At 51.4% G+C, this 16017-nt stretch carries 14 protein-coding genes; all 14 read right to left on the minus strand.

All coding sequences use genetic code 11. The annotated features are described in order from the left end of the window. Window positions 1-48: 48 nt before the first annotated feature. The gene (locus tag QZV76_RS00430) at window positions 49-645 is read right to left on the minus strand and encodes a riboflavin synthase (protein ID WP_290595270.1); all 597 of its coding nucleotides are present in this window, start codon (window positions 643-645) and stop codon (window positions 49-51) included. Then, complete coding sequence (ribD, locus tag QZV76_RS00435) at window positions 645-1751, minus strand: bifunctional diaminohydroxyphosphoribosylaminopyrimidine deaminase/5-amino-6-(5-phosphoribosylamino)uracil reductase RibD (RefSeq protein WP_290595271.1); 1107 nt, start codon at window positions 1749-1751, stop codon at window positions 645-647. Before ribD ends, QZV76_RS00430 begins: the two co-directional genes overlap by 1 nt. A 5-nt stretch (window positions 1752-1756) precedes the next feature. Next, complete coding sequence (gene rpe / locus QZV76_RS00440; protein WP_290595272.1) at window positions 1757-2416, minus strand: ribulose-phosphate 3-epimerase; 660 nt, start codon at window positions 2414-2416, stop codon at window positions 1757-1759. 15 nt (window positions 2417-2431) lie between these two features. Next, complete coding sequence (locus QZV76_RS00445; protein ID WP_290595273.1) at window positions 2432-4000, minus strand: transcription antitermination factor NusB; 1569 nt, start codon at window positions 3998-4000, stop codon at window positions 2432-2434. Then, window positions 3997-4953 carry a methionyl-tRNA formyltransferase gene (gene fmt / locus QZV76_RS00450; RefSeq protein WP_290595274.1) on the minus strand — a complete coding sequence of 319 codons (957 nt, stop codon included), beginning with the start codon at window positions 4951-4953 and terminating at the stop codon, window positions 3997-3999. Before fmt ends, QZV76_RS00445 begins: the two co-directional genes overlap by 4 nt. Window positions 4954-5008: 55 nt before the next feature. After that, a complete protein-coding gene (gene def, locus QZV76_RS00455; RefSeq protein ID WP_290595275.1) occupies window positions 5009-5530 on the minus strand; it encodes a peptide deformylase in 522 nt (173 codons plus the stop codon). A gap of 75 nt (window positions 5531-5605) precedes the next feature. After that, window positions 5606-7657: a primosomal protein N' gene (locus QZV76_RS00460; RefSeq protein ID WP_290595276.1), complete on the minus strand. Its 2052-nt coding sequence runs from the start codon at window positions 7655-7657 to the stop codon at window positions 5606-5608. A gap of 73 nt (window positions 7658-7730) precedes the next feature. Then, window positions 7731-8960, minus strand: a complete 1230-nt coding sequence (metK, locus tag QZV76_RS00465) for a methionine adenosyltransferase (protein WP_290595277.1) — start codon at window positions 8958-8960, stop codon at window positions 7731-7733. Window positions 8961-9093: 133 nt separating this feature from the next. Next, entirely contained in the window at window positions 9094-9387 is a 294-nt protein-coding gene (rpoZ, locus tag QZV76_RS00470; protein ID WP_290595278.1) for a DNA-directed RNA polymerase subunit omega, read from the minus strand. A gap of 84 nt (window positions 9388-9471) precedes the next feature. Beyond that, on the minus strand, window positions 9472-10017 hold the full coding sequence (gene gmk / locus QZV76_RS00475; RefSeq protein WP_290595639.1) for a guanylate kinase: 546 nt from the start codon (window positions 10015-10017) through the stop codon (window positions 9472-9474). Window positions 10018-10097: 80 nt separating this feature from the next. After that, a complete protein-coding gene (mihF, locus tag QZV76_RS00480; protein WP_290595279.1) occupies window positions 10098-10418 on the minus strand; it encodes an integration host factor, actinobacterial type in 321 nt (106 codons plus the stop codon). Window positions 10419-10572: 154 nt separating this feature from the next. Beyond that, window positions 10573-11454 carry an orotidine-5'-phosphate decarboxylase gene (gene pyrF / locus QZV76_RS00485; protein WP_290595280.1) on the minus strand — a complete coding sequence of 294 codons (882 nt, stop codon included), beginning with the start codon at window positions 11452-11454 and terminating at the stop codon, window positions 10573-10575. Further along, a complete protein-coding gene (gene carB, locus QZV76_RS00490; RefSeq protein ID WP_290595281.1) occupies window positions 11454-14804 on the minus strand; it encodes a carbamoyl-phosphate synthase large subunit in 3351 nt (1116 codons plus the stop codon). The genes pyrF and carB overlap by 1 nt, the downstream gene beginning before the upstream one ends. After that, the gene (carA, locus tag QZV76_RS00495; protein ID WP_290595282.1) at window positions 14805-15986 is read right to left on the minus strand and encodes a glutamine-hydrolyzing carbamoyl-phosphate synthase small subunit; all 1182 of its coding nucleotides are present in this window, start codon (window positions 15984-15986) and stop codon (window positions 14805-14807) included. Between the last annotated feature and the right edge of the window lie 31 nt (window positions 15987-16017).

A 16017-nucleotide genomic window follows, 5' to 3' on the forward strand; every position in this document is an offset into this window, starting at 1 on the left:
ATGGCCTATTACCTGTTTACGTGGGGTATTAAAACAGTGACAGATCTCTTACTTATAGGGGGTAAGGAGATGATCAACATATTTAGCGATGGCATCAACCTCAACATTGACAGCATCCCCCACATGTGCTTCCCCAAAAGTTGTGCGCGCAAGAGTTTCTGGAATAAGAGAAACCTCTAGCCACGTATCCCCCACCGCTGAAACGGTAAGAGAGACACCATTAAGAGTGATAGAGCCTTTGTAAGCAACAAAACGTAAAATCTCTGGGCTAAGAGAAATACGCACAACATGCTCGGGACTAATAGCAGTAATGTCGCCAGTTGTATCAACATGACCTTGCACCATATGTCCGCCGAGACGATCCCCAATAGCAATAGCGCGTTCAAGGTTGACTGCACAACCGGGAGATAACTTTCCCAGAGTGGTAAGTCGTAGTGTCTCATGCATAATGTCGGCGGAAAAGCCATGCGGAAGAATCTCTACAACAGTAAGACAGACACCGTTAACAGCAATGGAGTCACCAAGTCGTGTTTCCTCCATAACAGTCGCGCAATCAATAGTGACACGCTGCGACGGACTATCGGGAGTACCCGTATCAACTGCTTTAACGAAAACTCCACGTTCTTCGATAATGCCTGTAAACATTAAAGATTCCTCTCCAGAACAAGTTTGAGGTCTGCTCCTACTCTCTCACAACTTGTGAACTGAAAGCGCTGCGCGTTCGGCAAAGTGTCAATAAGTGAGCTATGAGCTGCGGAAAGTCCTTGTCCTAAAATAAGCGGGGCAAGATAGACAAGTAGTCGATCAGCATATCCACGAGCTACAAGATCACCAGCCAGACGAGGCCCACCCTCCACTAAAACATCTTGATAGTCGACAGTAGAGAAGTAGCCGAGTACGTTTTCCCACTGTCGCGTACAAAGATGTGTAAAAGGCGCCGCAGCATACCCGGCAGAAACCTGGCAGACAGTCATACCAGAAATGCGTGATACTACGGTCTCACCGGGAATTGGCCGAGTACCAATAACATAGCGGTGTGGTTGGTGCGGGTAGAGAGTTCCATCAGCACGACGTGCAGTTAGGCTGGGATTATCGGCCAGAAAAGTACCAGTGCCAACAATAATGGCGTCCACACGGGAACGCTCGAGATGTGCATCACTGCGCGCATCCTCCCCCGTAATCCATTGGCTTGTACCGTCAGCTGCCGCGGAAAAACCATCAAGAGACGATGCCATTTTTACTGTTACACGTGGGTGTCCAGTCTTTTGTTTATGCAGCCAGGCACCTAAACCTTCTGCTTTTACCTGTTTCTGACGAGCACTATCAAATTGCACACAGTGTATACCTTGTTTACTAAGGTACTGTGCACCACCTTTGAAAGAGGTCTCATCGGCGACAGCGTAGTACAGATGGGAAATACCTGCGGCTGCTAAAGCATGCGAGCACGGCCCCGTTCTCCCCCACTTATTACATGGTTCAAGCGTAACGACAGCAGTTCCCCCTACTGTATGCTTACCAGCCATACGGAGAGCCTGAATTTCAGCATGAGGACCGCCGGGAGGCTGTGTAGCGCCAATCCCCCGCACATATCCGGCTGAGTCCAGTATCACTGCTCCCACTGGCGGATTAGGGGTGGTACACCCGCGTGAGCTTTCTGCCGCAGCGATAGCAAGATTGAGTGCTTCAGTGGGGGTGAGTGAATGGCCTAGGGCTGCTAGAACCGTTTCGGGAAGATGCGGCGGTACAGTCATAAACTCTAGGCCAAAGCGGCTTCTCGAAGTTTTGCGATAGCCTCGGCACGATCAACCTGGTTATATACCGCTGATCCAGCAACAAAAGCATCAACACCAGCCTGATAACAGGATCCGATAGTGTCGACAGTAATACCACCATCAATTTCAATAAGTGTCGGCAGGTTGCGGCGATCAATTTCTGCCCGTAGAACCCGCACTTTGTCAAGCACTTCCGGCATAAACGATTGTCCGCCGAAACCAGGTTCCACACTCATGATGAGAACCATGTCAACGGCATCGAGGATATCGAAGTAGGGCTCAATAGGAGTGCCTGGTTTAACAGAAATCGCCGCGCGTGACCCCAACTCACGCAATGTTGCACACAATGCTGCAGGGTCTTTTGACGCCTCTACATGGAAGGTGACGGAATAAGCTCCACTTTTGGCGTAATCGGGTGCCCAGCGCTCCGGATCGTCAATCATGAGGTGGACATCCAAAGGCATATCCGTTACTTTTCCGACAGCTTTCATAACAGGTAGTCCGAAGGAAAGGTTGGGCACAAAGTGGCCATCCATAACGTCGACGTGAACCCAGTCTGCGCTAGCGATAGCAGCAATATCGTCTGCTAAATGAGCAAAATCTGCAGAAAGGATAGAGGGGGCGATGAGTGGTTCTCGTTGCATAACTTAATCCTACGTCTATAACGACTCGTGAGAGGGACGGCGGAGGAGGGCCACGAACATGGCGTCAGTTCCATGTCGGTGCGGCCACAGCTGGATGAAGGGGGCACTAGTGAGATGGTAGACACTATCTTCACCTGCCCAGTCTGGCCAGATTTGGGTGGCATCAAGGATATCTAGGCCGGTTTCAATAGCTACATCCCGCACTACTGCTTCGGTTTCTCGAAGATGCGGCGAGCAGGTGGAATATGCGATAACACCACCCGGCCGTACTAGTTGGGCTGCACTCGTCAAAAGTTCATGCTGTAAAACAGTAAGATCAGCGAGATCACTGGGCTGACGAGTCCACCGCGACTCTGGGCGTCGTCGTAATGATCCCAGCCCAGAACACGGAGCATCCACGAGAACACGGTCAAAGCCAGGATCAATCTGCGGGTCTCGACCATCGGCTTCTACAACCGTAACGGGTAGGTCAGAACATGCTTTTCGAACCAGATCTGCACGGTGATGGCTGGGCTCTACCGCTGTAACAGTGGCTCCAGTGATGGCAGCTTCTGCTCCTAGGAGTGCAGATTTACCGCCGGGACCAGCACATAAGTCCAGCCATCTCCCCTGGTCTTCCCCTTCTAGCGGCGCTTTCCGAAGGGTGAGAGCCACAATCTGTGATCCTTCATCTTGGACCCGTGCATGTCCTTCGCGGACAACATCAAGACGGCCTGGATCACCGCCCTCTGTCAGATGTACAGCATAGGGGCTGAGAGGTCCTGTCTCTCCCCCCGTCATAGCGGTTACTTCCATTGCCGTCGCTTCGCCCGGCAGCGCCACAAGATGCACAATTGGCCGTGTATCATCAGCTTCTAATGCTGCAGCGAGTTCTGGTGAATCTTCGCCAACATGCAATGCTCCGGCAAAAGCCTCCACAATCCAGCGTGGGTGAGCTGTGTGGTAAGCAAGAGCTCCAACCGGATCACGCTCTTCCTGTGGGCAGCAGCGTTCTTCCCACTCTGTAGGAGTACTCCGGGAAATAGTACGCAATACAGCATTGACGAAACCGGTGGAGCCCTGTCCTCGTTCAGCACGTGCTAGCTCAGTAGATGTCGATACGGCTGCATGCTGCGGGACACGTGTGCGGAGTAGTTGATATGTCCCTAAACGCAAGATATCCAGTAAATCTCCATCGATTTCGGAGACCGGACGATGGGCCGCTTCCTCGATAACAGGATCAAGAATCCCCTGGGCACGAACAGTACCGTTAGCGAGCTCTGTGGCAAATGCGGCATCTTGCTTATTAAGATGGCGATGCCGCAGTTCCTGAGATAACGCGATGTTGGCGTAAGCACCATCTGCCCGCACTGCGCGGATAACAGCCAACGCTGTTTCGCGTGCCGCATCTTCAATTGCTTGTCCGCGGCGTCTGTGCGCATGCTGCTGGTGGTGGCGAGACGATGCTTTATCATCATGCTTTACTTGCGTATTTTTTACAGTATCAGTGTGACGCTGCGCCGGTTGTTGCTGCTGTGCAGAGTGTTGTTGAGCAGACTTTCGTTGTGCCGCCACTTTTGACCGAGATCGGAATCCTCCACTCATTGCAGCGTCTCCCCTCCTTGTAGATGAGCACCGCGTGCCCAATCTGCTGCCCTCATCATTTTCTTCCCAGGCGCTTGGATAGTGGCAAGCTGTAAAGTTTCACTAGCCGTCCCCACTAGGACGTGCTTTCCAGTGAATAGTACTTCGCCGGGTTGAAGTTTAGTGTCGCGAGTAGAGAGATACTGCATGGCGGCAGGGTGGAGAGCCTCTACACCCCCAATTTTGAGACGAGAGTCGCCAAGCATAGTCCATGCTCCAGGAGCAGGAGACATAGCCCTAATATGGCGGCTGACAAGGTGGTCGGGAAGATCCCAGCGAATATGCGCATCTGCTGTAGAGATCTTAGACGTATAGCTCACTCCATCAGTCGACTGTGGAAGTGGTTCTACTATTCCAGAAGCAATGCCATCCACTGTCTCAACGAGTAAATGAGCCCCCACTTCTGCAAGACGCTGCATCAGTGTTTCGCTTGTATCCGTCGCCTGGATGGGCTCGGTTATTGTCCCATAGACCGGACCAGTATCCATTCCCTCATCAAGGCGGAATGTAGTAGCACCAGTAATCTCATCACCAGCCCAAATAGCCGATTGTACAGGTGCTGCACCGCGCCATTGCGGCAGAAGGGAAAAATGAAGGTTAACCCACCCATGCGCAGGGATCGACAGAACCTCCGGACGCAGCAGCTGACCATAGGCAACTACCGGACAACATTCCGGTTGATACTCGCGCAGTTCGTCAATGAAAGCAGGATCGCTGGCAGAAACTGGTTTAAGCACGGGGATAGAATGCTCAGCCGCGCACTGTGCCACCGGTGAAGGATGTACCTTACGACCACGACCAGCGGGCGCATCGGGCTGGGTAACGACGGCAACAACATCGTGCTGTGGAGAATCAATGAGGGCTTTAAGAGAGGGAACAGCCGCCTCCGGAGTTCCTGCAAAAACCAGCCGCATGAAGATCCTTTCTAGGACAGAGAAAAGGGGGCACAATAAACAACCTGAGGTTGTGCTACCCCTGCGGTTGTAGAGTGGACTGTCCAAACCAGTTGGCATTGCGGACTTCTGCCATGGAGAGTTTACGATTCTCCGCAGACTGTTGCTTCATGAACATAATGCCGTCGAGATGGTCACTCTCATGCTGGATACAGCGTGCAAGCAATTCGGTACCTTCATAGCTGACATCGTTTCCGTGACAGTCCTTACCGTGTACGACAACGTGGTTATAGCGTTCCACATCCCCATAGACGCCTGGTACAGAAAGACAACCTTCCATACCGTACTGCATTTCATCGCCAATAGGCTCCCACACCGGATTAATAACGTATCCCGACTGTTCATCCCCACAATCAAAAACGAAGAGACGTTGAGACACTCCTACCTGGGGTGCAGCTAAGCCCACACCATTATCAGCACGCATAGTGTCGAACATATCTTCCACAAGCTTTTCCAGTGCGCCGTCGAACTCCGTCACCTCATCAGCGCGGGTACGAAGAACCGGATCCGGGAAAAGTCGGATAGGAAGAACCGCCATAAAAACCCTTTCACTAATATGCCATCTACCAGCAAGTATAATCACTCTACACGGTAGATGACGTATATCTGAAGACTAGCCAATACGAGTAGGATCAACGTGGATACGAACCGGTATGTTTTTGGTTTTCGCAGATCGATAGCGACTTATTTTACGTACCTCAGAAAGAATATCGTCAAAATTATCCCCATTATCCCGCAGTAGCATCCGCAGTGGCTCTTCCCCACTATCCGCACAACTAGCGGGGAGAGACTCAAATACAGGAAGCTCTATAGGCCCAAGAGTGTCGACAGAAACCTCTGCAGTGACATCAGAAACAAAATCTTTCACAGCAGAGAAAGGACCATCAATCGCAATAAAATGACGACTCGGCGGTAGCAACGCACTCTCACGCTCTGCACAAAGGCGCTCCGCGACACCAACCGGATCCCAGCGAATAAGTCCCTGGATAAGGGGGTGACGCGGCTCCCCCGCAATGATCGCTTCTCCACCTTGCGAAAATGGTCGGACAAGCCGAACAGCATTGCACCATAAACGGAGTGTATCTTCATCAGCTGAGAGATCCGGACGTTGCGTGAGTGCCCACGGATCGAGAAGCACGACAGCACCATATCCCGACGGCGCAACAGGCTCACTCCCCGGTGTCGAGACAACAATCATAGGGCCAGCAGCAATACGTTCTTTTCGCTCATCCCCATAGGAAAGGACAACAGGGAAACCTGGAAAAGCTCGGCCTAGCTCCTCAGCAGTACGACCAGCACCCTTCGTAGCAGCTCGCAAGGTATGGCTGCCACAGTGCTGGCATGTAAAACGTGGTTCCGGTGTACCACACCAGCGACACACCGGAATACTGGCGCCCTCCGCATTTGTGCTACGTGACAAACCAAGTGGACCTCCACAGTGGCGGCAACGTGCAGGCTCACGACAATTCCCACACACTAAAGTAGGAATATAGCCGCGTCGAGGAACCTGGAATAGTACCGGTTCATTGCGTTCTAAGGCCGCCTTCACCGCTCGAAAAGCAGTATGTGGAATACGGGCTGCCCGTGCTAGAGGATCCCTCTCAAGTGCTTTATCGGAGTCTCCTGGAGCAGTAATCCGAGGAAGCTCCTTCTTCAACTCGCTATGCTCAGGCTGCAGATAATGCGCCCACCCCTCCTCCACGCGATAGCTCATCGCAACACTGCAGGACCATCCTGCAGCGAGAAAATTAGCTCCTGTGCTTTCCGCACGATGTGCTAATACATCTCGCAGATGAGGGTACGGTGCATGCAGATCCGCATAGATATCATTCCCATCATCCACCATGAGAACGGTGTGCAGATTCCGCAGTGGTGTAAAAGCCGCACCACGAGTACCGATTACCACATCAACAACGCCATAAAATGCGTACAACCAATTCCGGTAACGCGGAGCCTGCCCAGACGCAGCAGATAATGCGGCAATGCCAGTGTCACCTAAACGCTGCACAATATCGTTATACAAGGGATCAAGATCATACTGATCCGGCACAAGGATGAGAACTGATCCTCCTGCTGCACGAGCAACAGTAATAAGATCGCAGGCACGCGCCGCCAGATCCTCATGCGGAAGTAACTGCCATGCTGCCCGTACACCACCCCGTGGAAGTGCCGCCACCATACTCGTTCCCCACCGGTAACGCCCCCACGCGGCACGCGATTCTTCCGCCAAAAGATCGCAAGAGAGATCTGCGTCCACACTTTTCAGAACATCGGGAACTCGCGTAGCGGGTATCTCTTCCTTATCTACGCGAGCAACTCTAGGCGGAATCGCCAGACGAATGACGTCAGCTATCGTTCCCGCATAGCGGTGTGCTGTCCACTCCACTAACTCTCTATACGAACCTGTGAAAACCGGGTGTGGAGAAGTCACTTTACGAATAGGAGTTAACTTTCCCGGAAAATCTGATTGCGCACAGCGCTCCAACACATAACCATCCACCTGACGACCGTGAAAAGTGACGCGGACACGGACCCCCGGCTGTGCAGTATCAGAGAGATCAGTCGGTACAGAATAATCAAAGGGCCTATCCAAATGCGGCACATCAAGCAACGGCAATACCCGGGCAATAGGGTTTTCCGATGCGAAATGTGGTGAACCAGCCATGTCTATATTCTTACCAGAGACACGCGGAGTGCCTGTGAGAATAACACAGGCACTCCACCCAGTAGGTGATGTATTAGGCAGTCAATCCAGCTAGTGAAGCAAGATCAGCTGCACGATCAGTATTCTCCCAAGGAAGATCAATATCAGTACGGCCGAAATGTCCGTAAGCGGCAGTTTGCCGATAAATGGGGCGAAGAAGATCAAGATCGCGGACGATGGCGCCGGGCCGTAGATCAAATACTTCCTCAATGGCTTCTTGAATATGCAGAGGATCGCACTTCTCCGTGCCAAAAGTCTCCACGAAGAGCCCGACGGGGGCGGCTTTTCCAATAGCATAAGCAACTTGCACTTCAACTCGATCAGCAAGTCCCGCCGCTACCACATTCTTTGCAACCCACCGCATAGCGTAGGCAGCAGAACGATCCACTTTTGAAGGATCTTTTCCAGAGAAGGCACCACCACCATGGCGAGCCATACCACCATAGGTGTCAACGATAATCTTGCGACCGGTAAGACCGGCGTCGCACATAGGACCCCCAAGGATGAAACTTCCGGAAGGATTGACGAGGAGCCGTGGAGATTCTATATCCAGATCTGTTCCGCTCAGGCTTTCTAGTACCGGGTTGAGGATACGATCATGAATAGCTGGGGTTAGTTCACTGTCAAGGTCAATGCCCGCATCATGTTGAGTAGAAATGATGACGGTATCTAAACGAACTGCTTTATGACCGTCATATTCAATAGTCACCTGGGTTTTACCATCTGGGCGCAGCCACGGCAGTTCATTATTTTTACGTTCTTCGGCAAGGCGACGGGAGAGCCGATGTGCCAGTGCAATAGGCAAAGGCATCAATTCGGGAGTATCGGTGCATGCGTAGCCAAACATGAGTCCTTGATCGCCTGCACCTTGCCGGGAAAGCTCATCCTCATCACATTCGGTGCGTACCTCATGGCTGACATCAACACCACCAGCAATTTCTAGAGATTGCTGGCCAATAGAAATATTAATGGCGCAATTATTACCGTCTAGTCCCTTAGCGGTATCGTCGTAGCCTACATCGAGAATGGCGTTACGAACAGTGGCATCAATATCAACATGGGCATCACTACGAACCTCGCCACCAATATGCACCTGGCCAGTAGTGGCGAAAGATTCAATAGCGACATGTGAGTGGGGGTCTTGTGCCAGGTAAGCGTCAAGTAGTGTGTCGCTAATAGCATCACAAAGCTTGTCAGGATGTCCCTCTGTAACCGACTCGCTAGTGAAGAGACGGCGAACAGTACTCACGATATGATTCCTCATTTCTGCGGTGTGGGCAGACGTCTATTAGATTGGCACGAAAAACCGCCCGACCGCCAAAATATGACGGCAGGGCGGTACTTGCTTTTATTGAAACTATTCAGCAGCCTGTAAAAACATCCTGTTTTCTGTGAGGCTATTCCCCTTCAGTGCATTCGAGAAGATCCGCATCAATCTCACGCATTGCGATAGATAACGGTTTCTCATGCAAACGAGGTTCTACAAGCGGACCAACGTATTCGAGAATGCCCTCAGCAAGCTGATTGTAGTAATCATTAATTTGGCGGGCTCGCTTAGCAGCAAAGACTACGAGTGCGTATTTAGATGACACCTTAGTAAGGAGTTCATCCAACGGCGGATCGGTAATACCGATCGGTGGCTCGTATGGCTTCGGTGCTGCAAGACCATCATTTAGGCTCTGTTCAGCCACGTTCTGTGCCTCCGTGTGCCTGAGAGTGTTACTTTTCAACTCTAGGGGTAACACACTAAACAGGCAAATTAAGATTATATAACTTTATTTAATATCCCAACAGGATACTAACTCAGCAACAGCCTTATCGAGATCATCATTGACGATGACACGATCAAATTCATCCTGTGCTTTAAGCTCAGTTGCCGCAGTTTGTAGACGACGTTGAATAACATCGTCAGTTTCAGTTCCACGCCCGACAAGACGATCCACCAAAATCTCCCAGCTAGGAGGAGCAAGAAAAACGAGCTGAGCCCCTGGCATTGAGTGACGAATCTGCCGTGCACCAGCAAGATCTACTTCAACAAGAACGGGTCTTCCTTCCGCCAATGCTTGTTCGACTGGCTGGCGAGGAGTACCGGAACGCTGCAAGCCACCATGAATATCTGCCCACTCGAGCAGTTCATTATTATCGATGTAGTGCTGAAATTCTTGCGGCGACACAAAGAAGTAATCACGCCCATCAACTTCACCTGGCCGTGGCTGTCGTGTAGTGACAGACACAGAAAAGTACAGGTTAGGAATGAGTTCTCGCACGCGCTGAACGACAGTAGATTTTCCTACAGCAGAAGGGCCGGCTAGTACGACCAACCGACCCCTCTGAGTAGTTCTGTCGTCTGAGGATGTAGATACAGAAAAAGTTCTTCTAGTCTCGTCAGACACAGTGGAAACTACTCGCCAAAACCAAAACGTTCCAGCAGGGCACGACGCTGACGGTCACCCAGACCACGAAGACGACGAGTGGGAGCAATCTCCAACTCAGTCATGATTTCTTGTGCCTTTACCTTGCCTACCTTGGGTAGTGCTTCCAAAAGGGCGGAAACCTTCATCTTTCCGATGATTTCATCAGTCTCAGCATCTTTCAAAACAGTTTTAAGATCTGTTTCGCCCTTCTTCAGGTGTTCCTTAAGCTCGGCACGGGCACGACGAGCTGCAGCAGCCTTCTCGAGTGCAGCAGCACGCTGTTCGGGGGTTAGTTCAGGAAGGGCCACGATTCCTCCGTATCAAATAACTTTTATTAGCGGAACACGGTTATCGGTTCCGGGTACTTGAATAGCCAAGCACCAGTGTGTGTCGTTTATTTTCTTAAATAGCGTAGCACCAAACGACCAGGTACAACGCAACACAACAGCATGTTTTAACGGTTTACGCCAAATATTCAGAGTTAAACTTTGAAAGCTGCGTTGCTAAGTCTTCCACAGATGGACCGCATTCTAAAAGTGCACGTGAAATATTCGGAATTCCTAACGTACCTTTGTTCCCAACAATACGATCAACATCATCTTTTGTAGCTCCTTGCGCCCCTACACCAGGTAATAGGACAGGTCCGCAGAGGTTTTCAAGAAGCGGTGGTTGCTGTACTGTCGCACCAACCACTACGCCATAGGAACCTATACCCCAGCGCTCTTTTTCTATAGCGTTACATGCCGACACATAATCGACAACATACTGTGCGACGCTACATGAGGACGTTTCACTATTCTCCATACGTTCATCGGAATCTAATGAGGTAACAGCATTTTGAATAACTGCACCTTCTGGATTAGACGTACGGGCTAAAACGAATAGACCCTTCCCCGATTCCTGCGCTGCAGTAAAAAGAGGGGCAAGAGAGGCAACTCCCAGATAAGGGGATACCGTAAGGGCATCACATGCAAGCGGAGAGTCATCACGTAGCCAAGCATCGGCATAACCCTTATTTGTGGAGCCAATATCACCGCGTTTAGCATCAGCAACTACCAAAGTTCCAGCATCATGCAAATCTGCAAGAGCCTTTTCTAAGATGGCAAAACCTTGCGAACCAAAACACTCGAAAAAAGCCACCTGGGGCTTCACAAGAGCTACGCGGCCAGCAAAGGCTTCCACACAGATCTGTGTAAACTCCCGCAGACCAGCTACGTTCCACTCGAGTCCCCACTGCTGCATTAAAGCAGTGTGGGGATCGATACCAACGCAAAGACGACCAGTCTTCGCACATGCCTCTTGTAAAGCTAGCCCAAAAGGCTTACTGGAGCTACAGAGTGACACTAGCGGTCCCTATCCATACGGTGAAGTTCCTGCAGCGGGTACACAGTAAACTCTTCTTCTCCACGCAGTGCCTCAATACCCTGTACACATGCACCTGCACCAGAGACCGTCGTAACACAAGGAATGCCGCGGGAAACAGCTGCGGCACGAATACCATAGCCGTCTTCCCGAGAACCGGAATCACCCTTTGGTGTATTAATAATGAGATCGACTTGACCAGAATTAATGAGATCAACGACGCTCTCGGCACCTTCTGGACGGTCATCATCACCGGTCTGCTTGTACACATGTACGCAGTCGATACCGTTACGGCGCAGAATGTCGCTGGTACCACCCGTAGCGAGAATACGGAAGCCCATATCATAGAGACGACGTGCCGGGAATACCATGGCACGTTTATCCGTATTGGCGACGGAGATAAATACTGTTCCTTCTGTGGGCATATTGCCATAGGCAGCAGTTTGGCTCTTTGCGAACGCTTTACCGAAGTTGGTATCAATACCCATAACTTCGCCAGTAGACTTCATCTCTGGCCCCAGCAGTGTATCCACTCCTCTCCCGTCTACCTTGCGGAAACGGTTGAAGGGAAGAACAGCTTCCTTGACTGCAATAGGATGCCCCATAGGAATAGTGCCGCCATCGCCTTCTGCCGGCAGCATACTTTCCTGGCGAAGCTCAGCAATAGTAGCACCCAGCATGATGCGAGCACAGCACTTAGCCAACTGTACAGATGTTGACTTCGAGACGAAAGGAACGGTACGCGAGGCGCGCGGATTCGCTTCCAGGACGTATAAAGTATTCCCCTTTAACGCGTACTGGACGTTCATGAGTCCCTTGACGCCGATACCCATAGCAAGTGCCGCTGTGGAATGCCGAACCGCCTCAATATCACCGCGTCCAAGCGTCATTGGGGGTAGCGCACAGGAAGAATCTCCGGAGTGGATACCGGCCTCTTCGACGTGCTCCATGATGCCGCCCAGGTAAACCTCTTTACCGTCGCAGAGTGCGTCAACATCGATCTCAATAGCATCGTCAAGGAAACGGTCCACCAACACAGGGTGTTTCGCAGTGAGTTCAGTTGCGCGTTCAATGTAATCGCGGAGAGAATCCTCGTTATAGACAATTTCCATTCCTCTACCACCCAAAACATAGGAGGGACGGACGAGGACGGGAAAACCAATCTCGTTAGCGACTTCCGCTGCCTCTTCGAAGGAGATAGCAGTTCCGTAGCGGGGAGCCGGCAGTTGTGCAGCAGCGAGAACCTTACCGAATTCACCGCGATCTTCAGCGAGATCAATAGCAGCGGGCGATGTTCCCACAATAGGAACGCCTTCCGCCTCCAGTTTGGCGGCAAGGGACAAGGGGGTTTGTCCACCTAGCTGAACGATGACACCGACAACCTCGCCAGACTCACATTCTGAACGGTAAACTTCGAGGACATCCTCCAGCGTGAGCGGCTCAAAGTAGAGGCGGTCAGCGGTGTCGTAGTCGGTCGACACAGTTTCGGGGTTACAGTTGACCATAATGGTCTCATAGCCAACGGCAGAAAGCGCCTGAGCAGCGTGTACGCAGGAGTAATCAAACTCAATGCCCTGCCCGATTCGGTTGGGACCAGAACCCAAAATGATAACTTTTGGACGATCCTTCTGCGGGGCTACTTCAGACTCTGCTGCAGAATCATACTCATAGGCTGAGTAATGATAGGGAGTTTTCGCCTCAAACTCCGCCGCACATGTATCAACTGCTTTATAGACGGGGTGAATACCCAGGCGATTACGCAGGTTACGAACACCCGCTTCCCCATCAATTTCTGTGCGCAGGGACGCTATCTGGCGATCTGAGAAGCCATTGTATTTGGCAAGCTGAATCATCTCGCCGGTGAGTACAGGGGCATTGACAATCTCGTTGCGGACATCAACAAGAGCTTTAATTTCTCCGAGGAACCATGGATCAATAGCGGTAGCTGCATACAGATCGTCAATCGAAACACCTTGTCGGAGCAAGTATTCAACTGTGTAGATACGGTTTTCGGTAGGACGTTTGATCTCTTCGAGTAGATCCGCGACAGTTTTCTCCCCATTATTGGTGAGAGCATCATCGGGACGAGTCCAGAAACCAGCAAACTTCGTTTCTAGGGAACGCAGTACTTTGTTCAGTGCTCCACGGAAGTTACGGCCGAGGGCCATGGCCTCTCCCACTGATTTCATCGTGGTGGTGAGGGTGTCATCTACGCCAGGGAATTTCTCGAAGGCAAAACGTGGAGCCTTAACGACAACGTAGTCGAGAGTCGGCTCGAAGCTCGCTGGGGTTTCCTTAGTAATATCGTTAGGAATTTCATCCAGCGTGTAGCCAATCGCCAATTTGGCAGCGATCTTGGCGATGGGGAAACCAGTTGCTTTGGATGCAAGCGCAGAGGAACGCGAAACACGCGGATTCATCTCGATAACAACGAGGCGACCCGTCTTCGGATCCTGTGCGAATTGAATATTGCATCCACCGGTATCGACACCAACAGCGCGCAGAATAGCGATCGATTGATCACGCATTATCTGGTATTCGCGGTCGGTGAGGGTCATTGCTGGGGCAACGGTTATGGAATCGCCGGTATGAACACCTACTGGGTCGAGATTCTCGATAGAGCAGACAACCACGACGTTATCGTTATGGTCACGCATCAGCTCTAGCTCAAATTCTTTCCACCCAAGGATAGATTCTTCAATGAGAACGTTTGCTGTTGGGGATGCTGCTAATCCGCCGCCGGCAATACGATCCAGGTCCTCCATTGTGTAGGCCATGCCGGAGCCTAAACCGCCCATTGTGAAAGAGGGGCGAACGACTACGGGGAGACCGAGCTCTTCAACTGTTTCATGGACTTCGTCCATGGTGTAGCAGACGCGGGAGCGGGCTGACTCACCACCGATCTGTTCAACAATATCTTTGAAAGTTTGACGGTCCTCGCCGCGCTGAATGGACTCGAAAGAGGCGCCGATTAGTTCAACGTTGTATTTCTCGAGAAGGCCACGATCATGCAGATCAACAGCTGCGTTGAGGGCAGTTTGGCCACCAAGGGTAGGCAGTACGGCGTCAATGGGATGGCCGTCAGCAGCTTCTTTCTGGAAGATCTTCTCAATGTATTCTGCAGTAATAGGCTGCACATAGGTGGAGTCTGCAAACTCTGGATCGGTCATAATTGTGGCCGGATTGGAGTTAACAAGGGAGACACGAATGCCTTCTTGCTTCAAGACTCGACATGCTTGGGTACCCGAATAGTCGAATTCGCAGGCCTGGCCAATAACAATAGGCCCCGAACCGATGACAAGAATGTGGTTAAGATCGTCGCGACGTGGCATTTACTTCTGTCCCTTCTTGTCGTGTTTCTCAAGGAGATCAACAAACTCATCAAAGAGATAGTTTGCGTCGTGTGGCCCAGCACATGCCTCCGGGTGATATTGCACAGAGAAGGCGCTACCATCAAGCAGTTTGACGCCCTCCACCGTATTATCGTTGGGGCAACTATGGGAGATGAGTGCCCGACCATAAGGAGTGTCAAACTCCATGCCGGGTTCACCTTCCAAAGCAAAACCATGGTTTTGGGATGTAATAGCAATACGGCCAGTTTGGTGGTCTTTCACAGGGATGTTGATACCACGGTGGCCGAATTTCATCTTGTAGGTATCAAGCCCTAAAGCCCGACCGAAAATCTGGTTACCGAAGCAGATACCGAAAAGCGGCACGTCATTTTCCAACGCAGCCTTGGTGAGTGCAATAGACGCAGTAGCAGTGACTGGGTCCCCTGGGCCGTTAGAGAAGAAAAGCCCATCAACATCGAGATCGTGGACTTGTTCCCACGTAGCAGAAGATGGCAACATGTGAACACGCAGTCCACGGTTGACAAAGTTACGCGGAGTATTAGCTTTAATACCCAAGTCAATAGCCGCAATGGTAAAGCGATGCTCGCCTACTGGATCAAGGGTATACATTTCCCGCGTAGAGACTTCACTCGCAAGATCCTGACCAACTGCTGGTGGTTGTGACCGTACCTTTTCTAGCATTTCTTCGTCACTGGCCAGAGCGTCACCGGAAAAGATGCCAGCAAGCATACTGCCCTTTGTCCGAAGATGTCGCACGATGGCACGTGTATCAACATTCTGAATAGCAACAATACCCTGCGCTTCTAGTTCCTCCTGCAGCGTGTGATCTAATCGCCAGCTGCACGGCTGATGGGCATAATCACGAATGACGTATCCTGCAACATGAATTTTTCCCACCATGCCGTGGCGAACGGCGTCATTGGTGGGGTCGGCAGTCATGGACTCACCGTCGATACGATTCCACCCAGTGTTACCAATCTGCGGTGCAGTAGAGACAACAATCTGACGCCGATAAGAAGGATCCGTCAGAGTCTCCTGATAACCAGTCATACCGGTGGAAAAAACTGCCTCGCCCAGGGTCTCCCCTAGAGTTCCAAAAGCATGACCGTGAAAAATACGCCCGTCTTCAAGAACTAGGGCTGCTGGAATCCGCTTGCTCACTATTCCTTTTCTCCTCTTCTGCTCGCTATAG

The organism is Lawsonella sp., from assembly GCF_011525565.1.
GTDB lineage: Bacteria > Actinomycetota > Actinomycetes > Mycobacteriales > Mycobacteriaceae > Lawsonella > Lawsonella clevelandensis_A.

Excerpts from the sequence above, each read along its gene's own strand:
- QZV76_RS00460 (WP_290595276.1), bottom strand. The coding sequence starts at position 7,657 with ATGGCTGGTTCACCACATTTCGCATCGGAAAACCCTATTGCCCGGGTA.
- rpe (WP_290595272.1), bottom strand. The coding sequence starts at position 2,416 with ATGCAACGAGAACCACTCATCGCCCCCTCTATCCTTTCTGCAGATTTT.
- metK (WP_290595277.1), bottom strand. The coding sequence starts at position 8,960 with ATGAGGAATCATATCGTGAGTACTGTTCGCCGTCTCTTCACTAGCGAG.
- carB (WP_290595281.1), bottom strand. The coding sequence starts at position 14,804 with ATGCCACGTCGCGACGATCTTAACCACATTCTTGTCATCGGTTCGGGG.
- fmt (WP_290595274.1), bottom strand. The coding sequence starts at position 4,953 with ATGCGGCTGGTTTTTGCAGGAACTCCGGAGGCGGCTGTTCCCTCTCTT.
- def (WP_290595275.1), bottom strand. The coding sequence starts at position 5,530 with ATGGCGGTTCTTCCTATCCGACTTTTCCCGGATCCGGTTCTTCGTACC.
- QZV76_RS00445 (WP_290595273.1), bottom strand. The coding sequence starts at position 4,000 with ATGAGTGGAGGATTCCGATCTCGGTCAAAAGTGGCGGCACAACGAAAG.
- QZV76_RS00430 (WP_290595270.1), bottom strand. The coding sequence starts at position 645 with ATGTTTACAGGCATTATCGAAGAACGTGGAGTTTTCGTTAAAGCAGTT.
- ribD (WP_290595271.1), bottom strand. The coding sequence starts at position 1,751 with ATGACTGTACCGCCGCATCTTCCCGAAACGGTTCTAGCAGCCCTAGGC.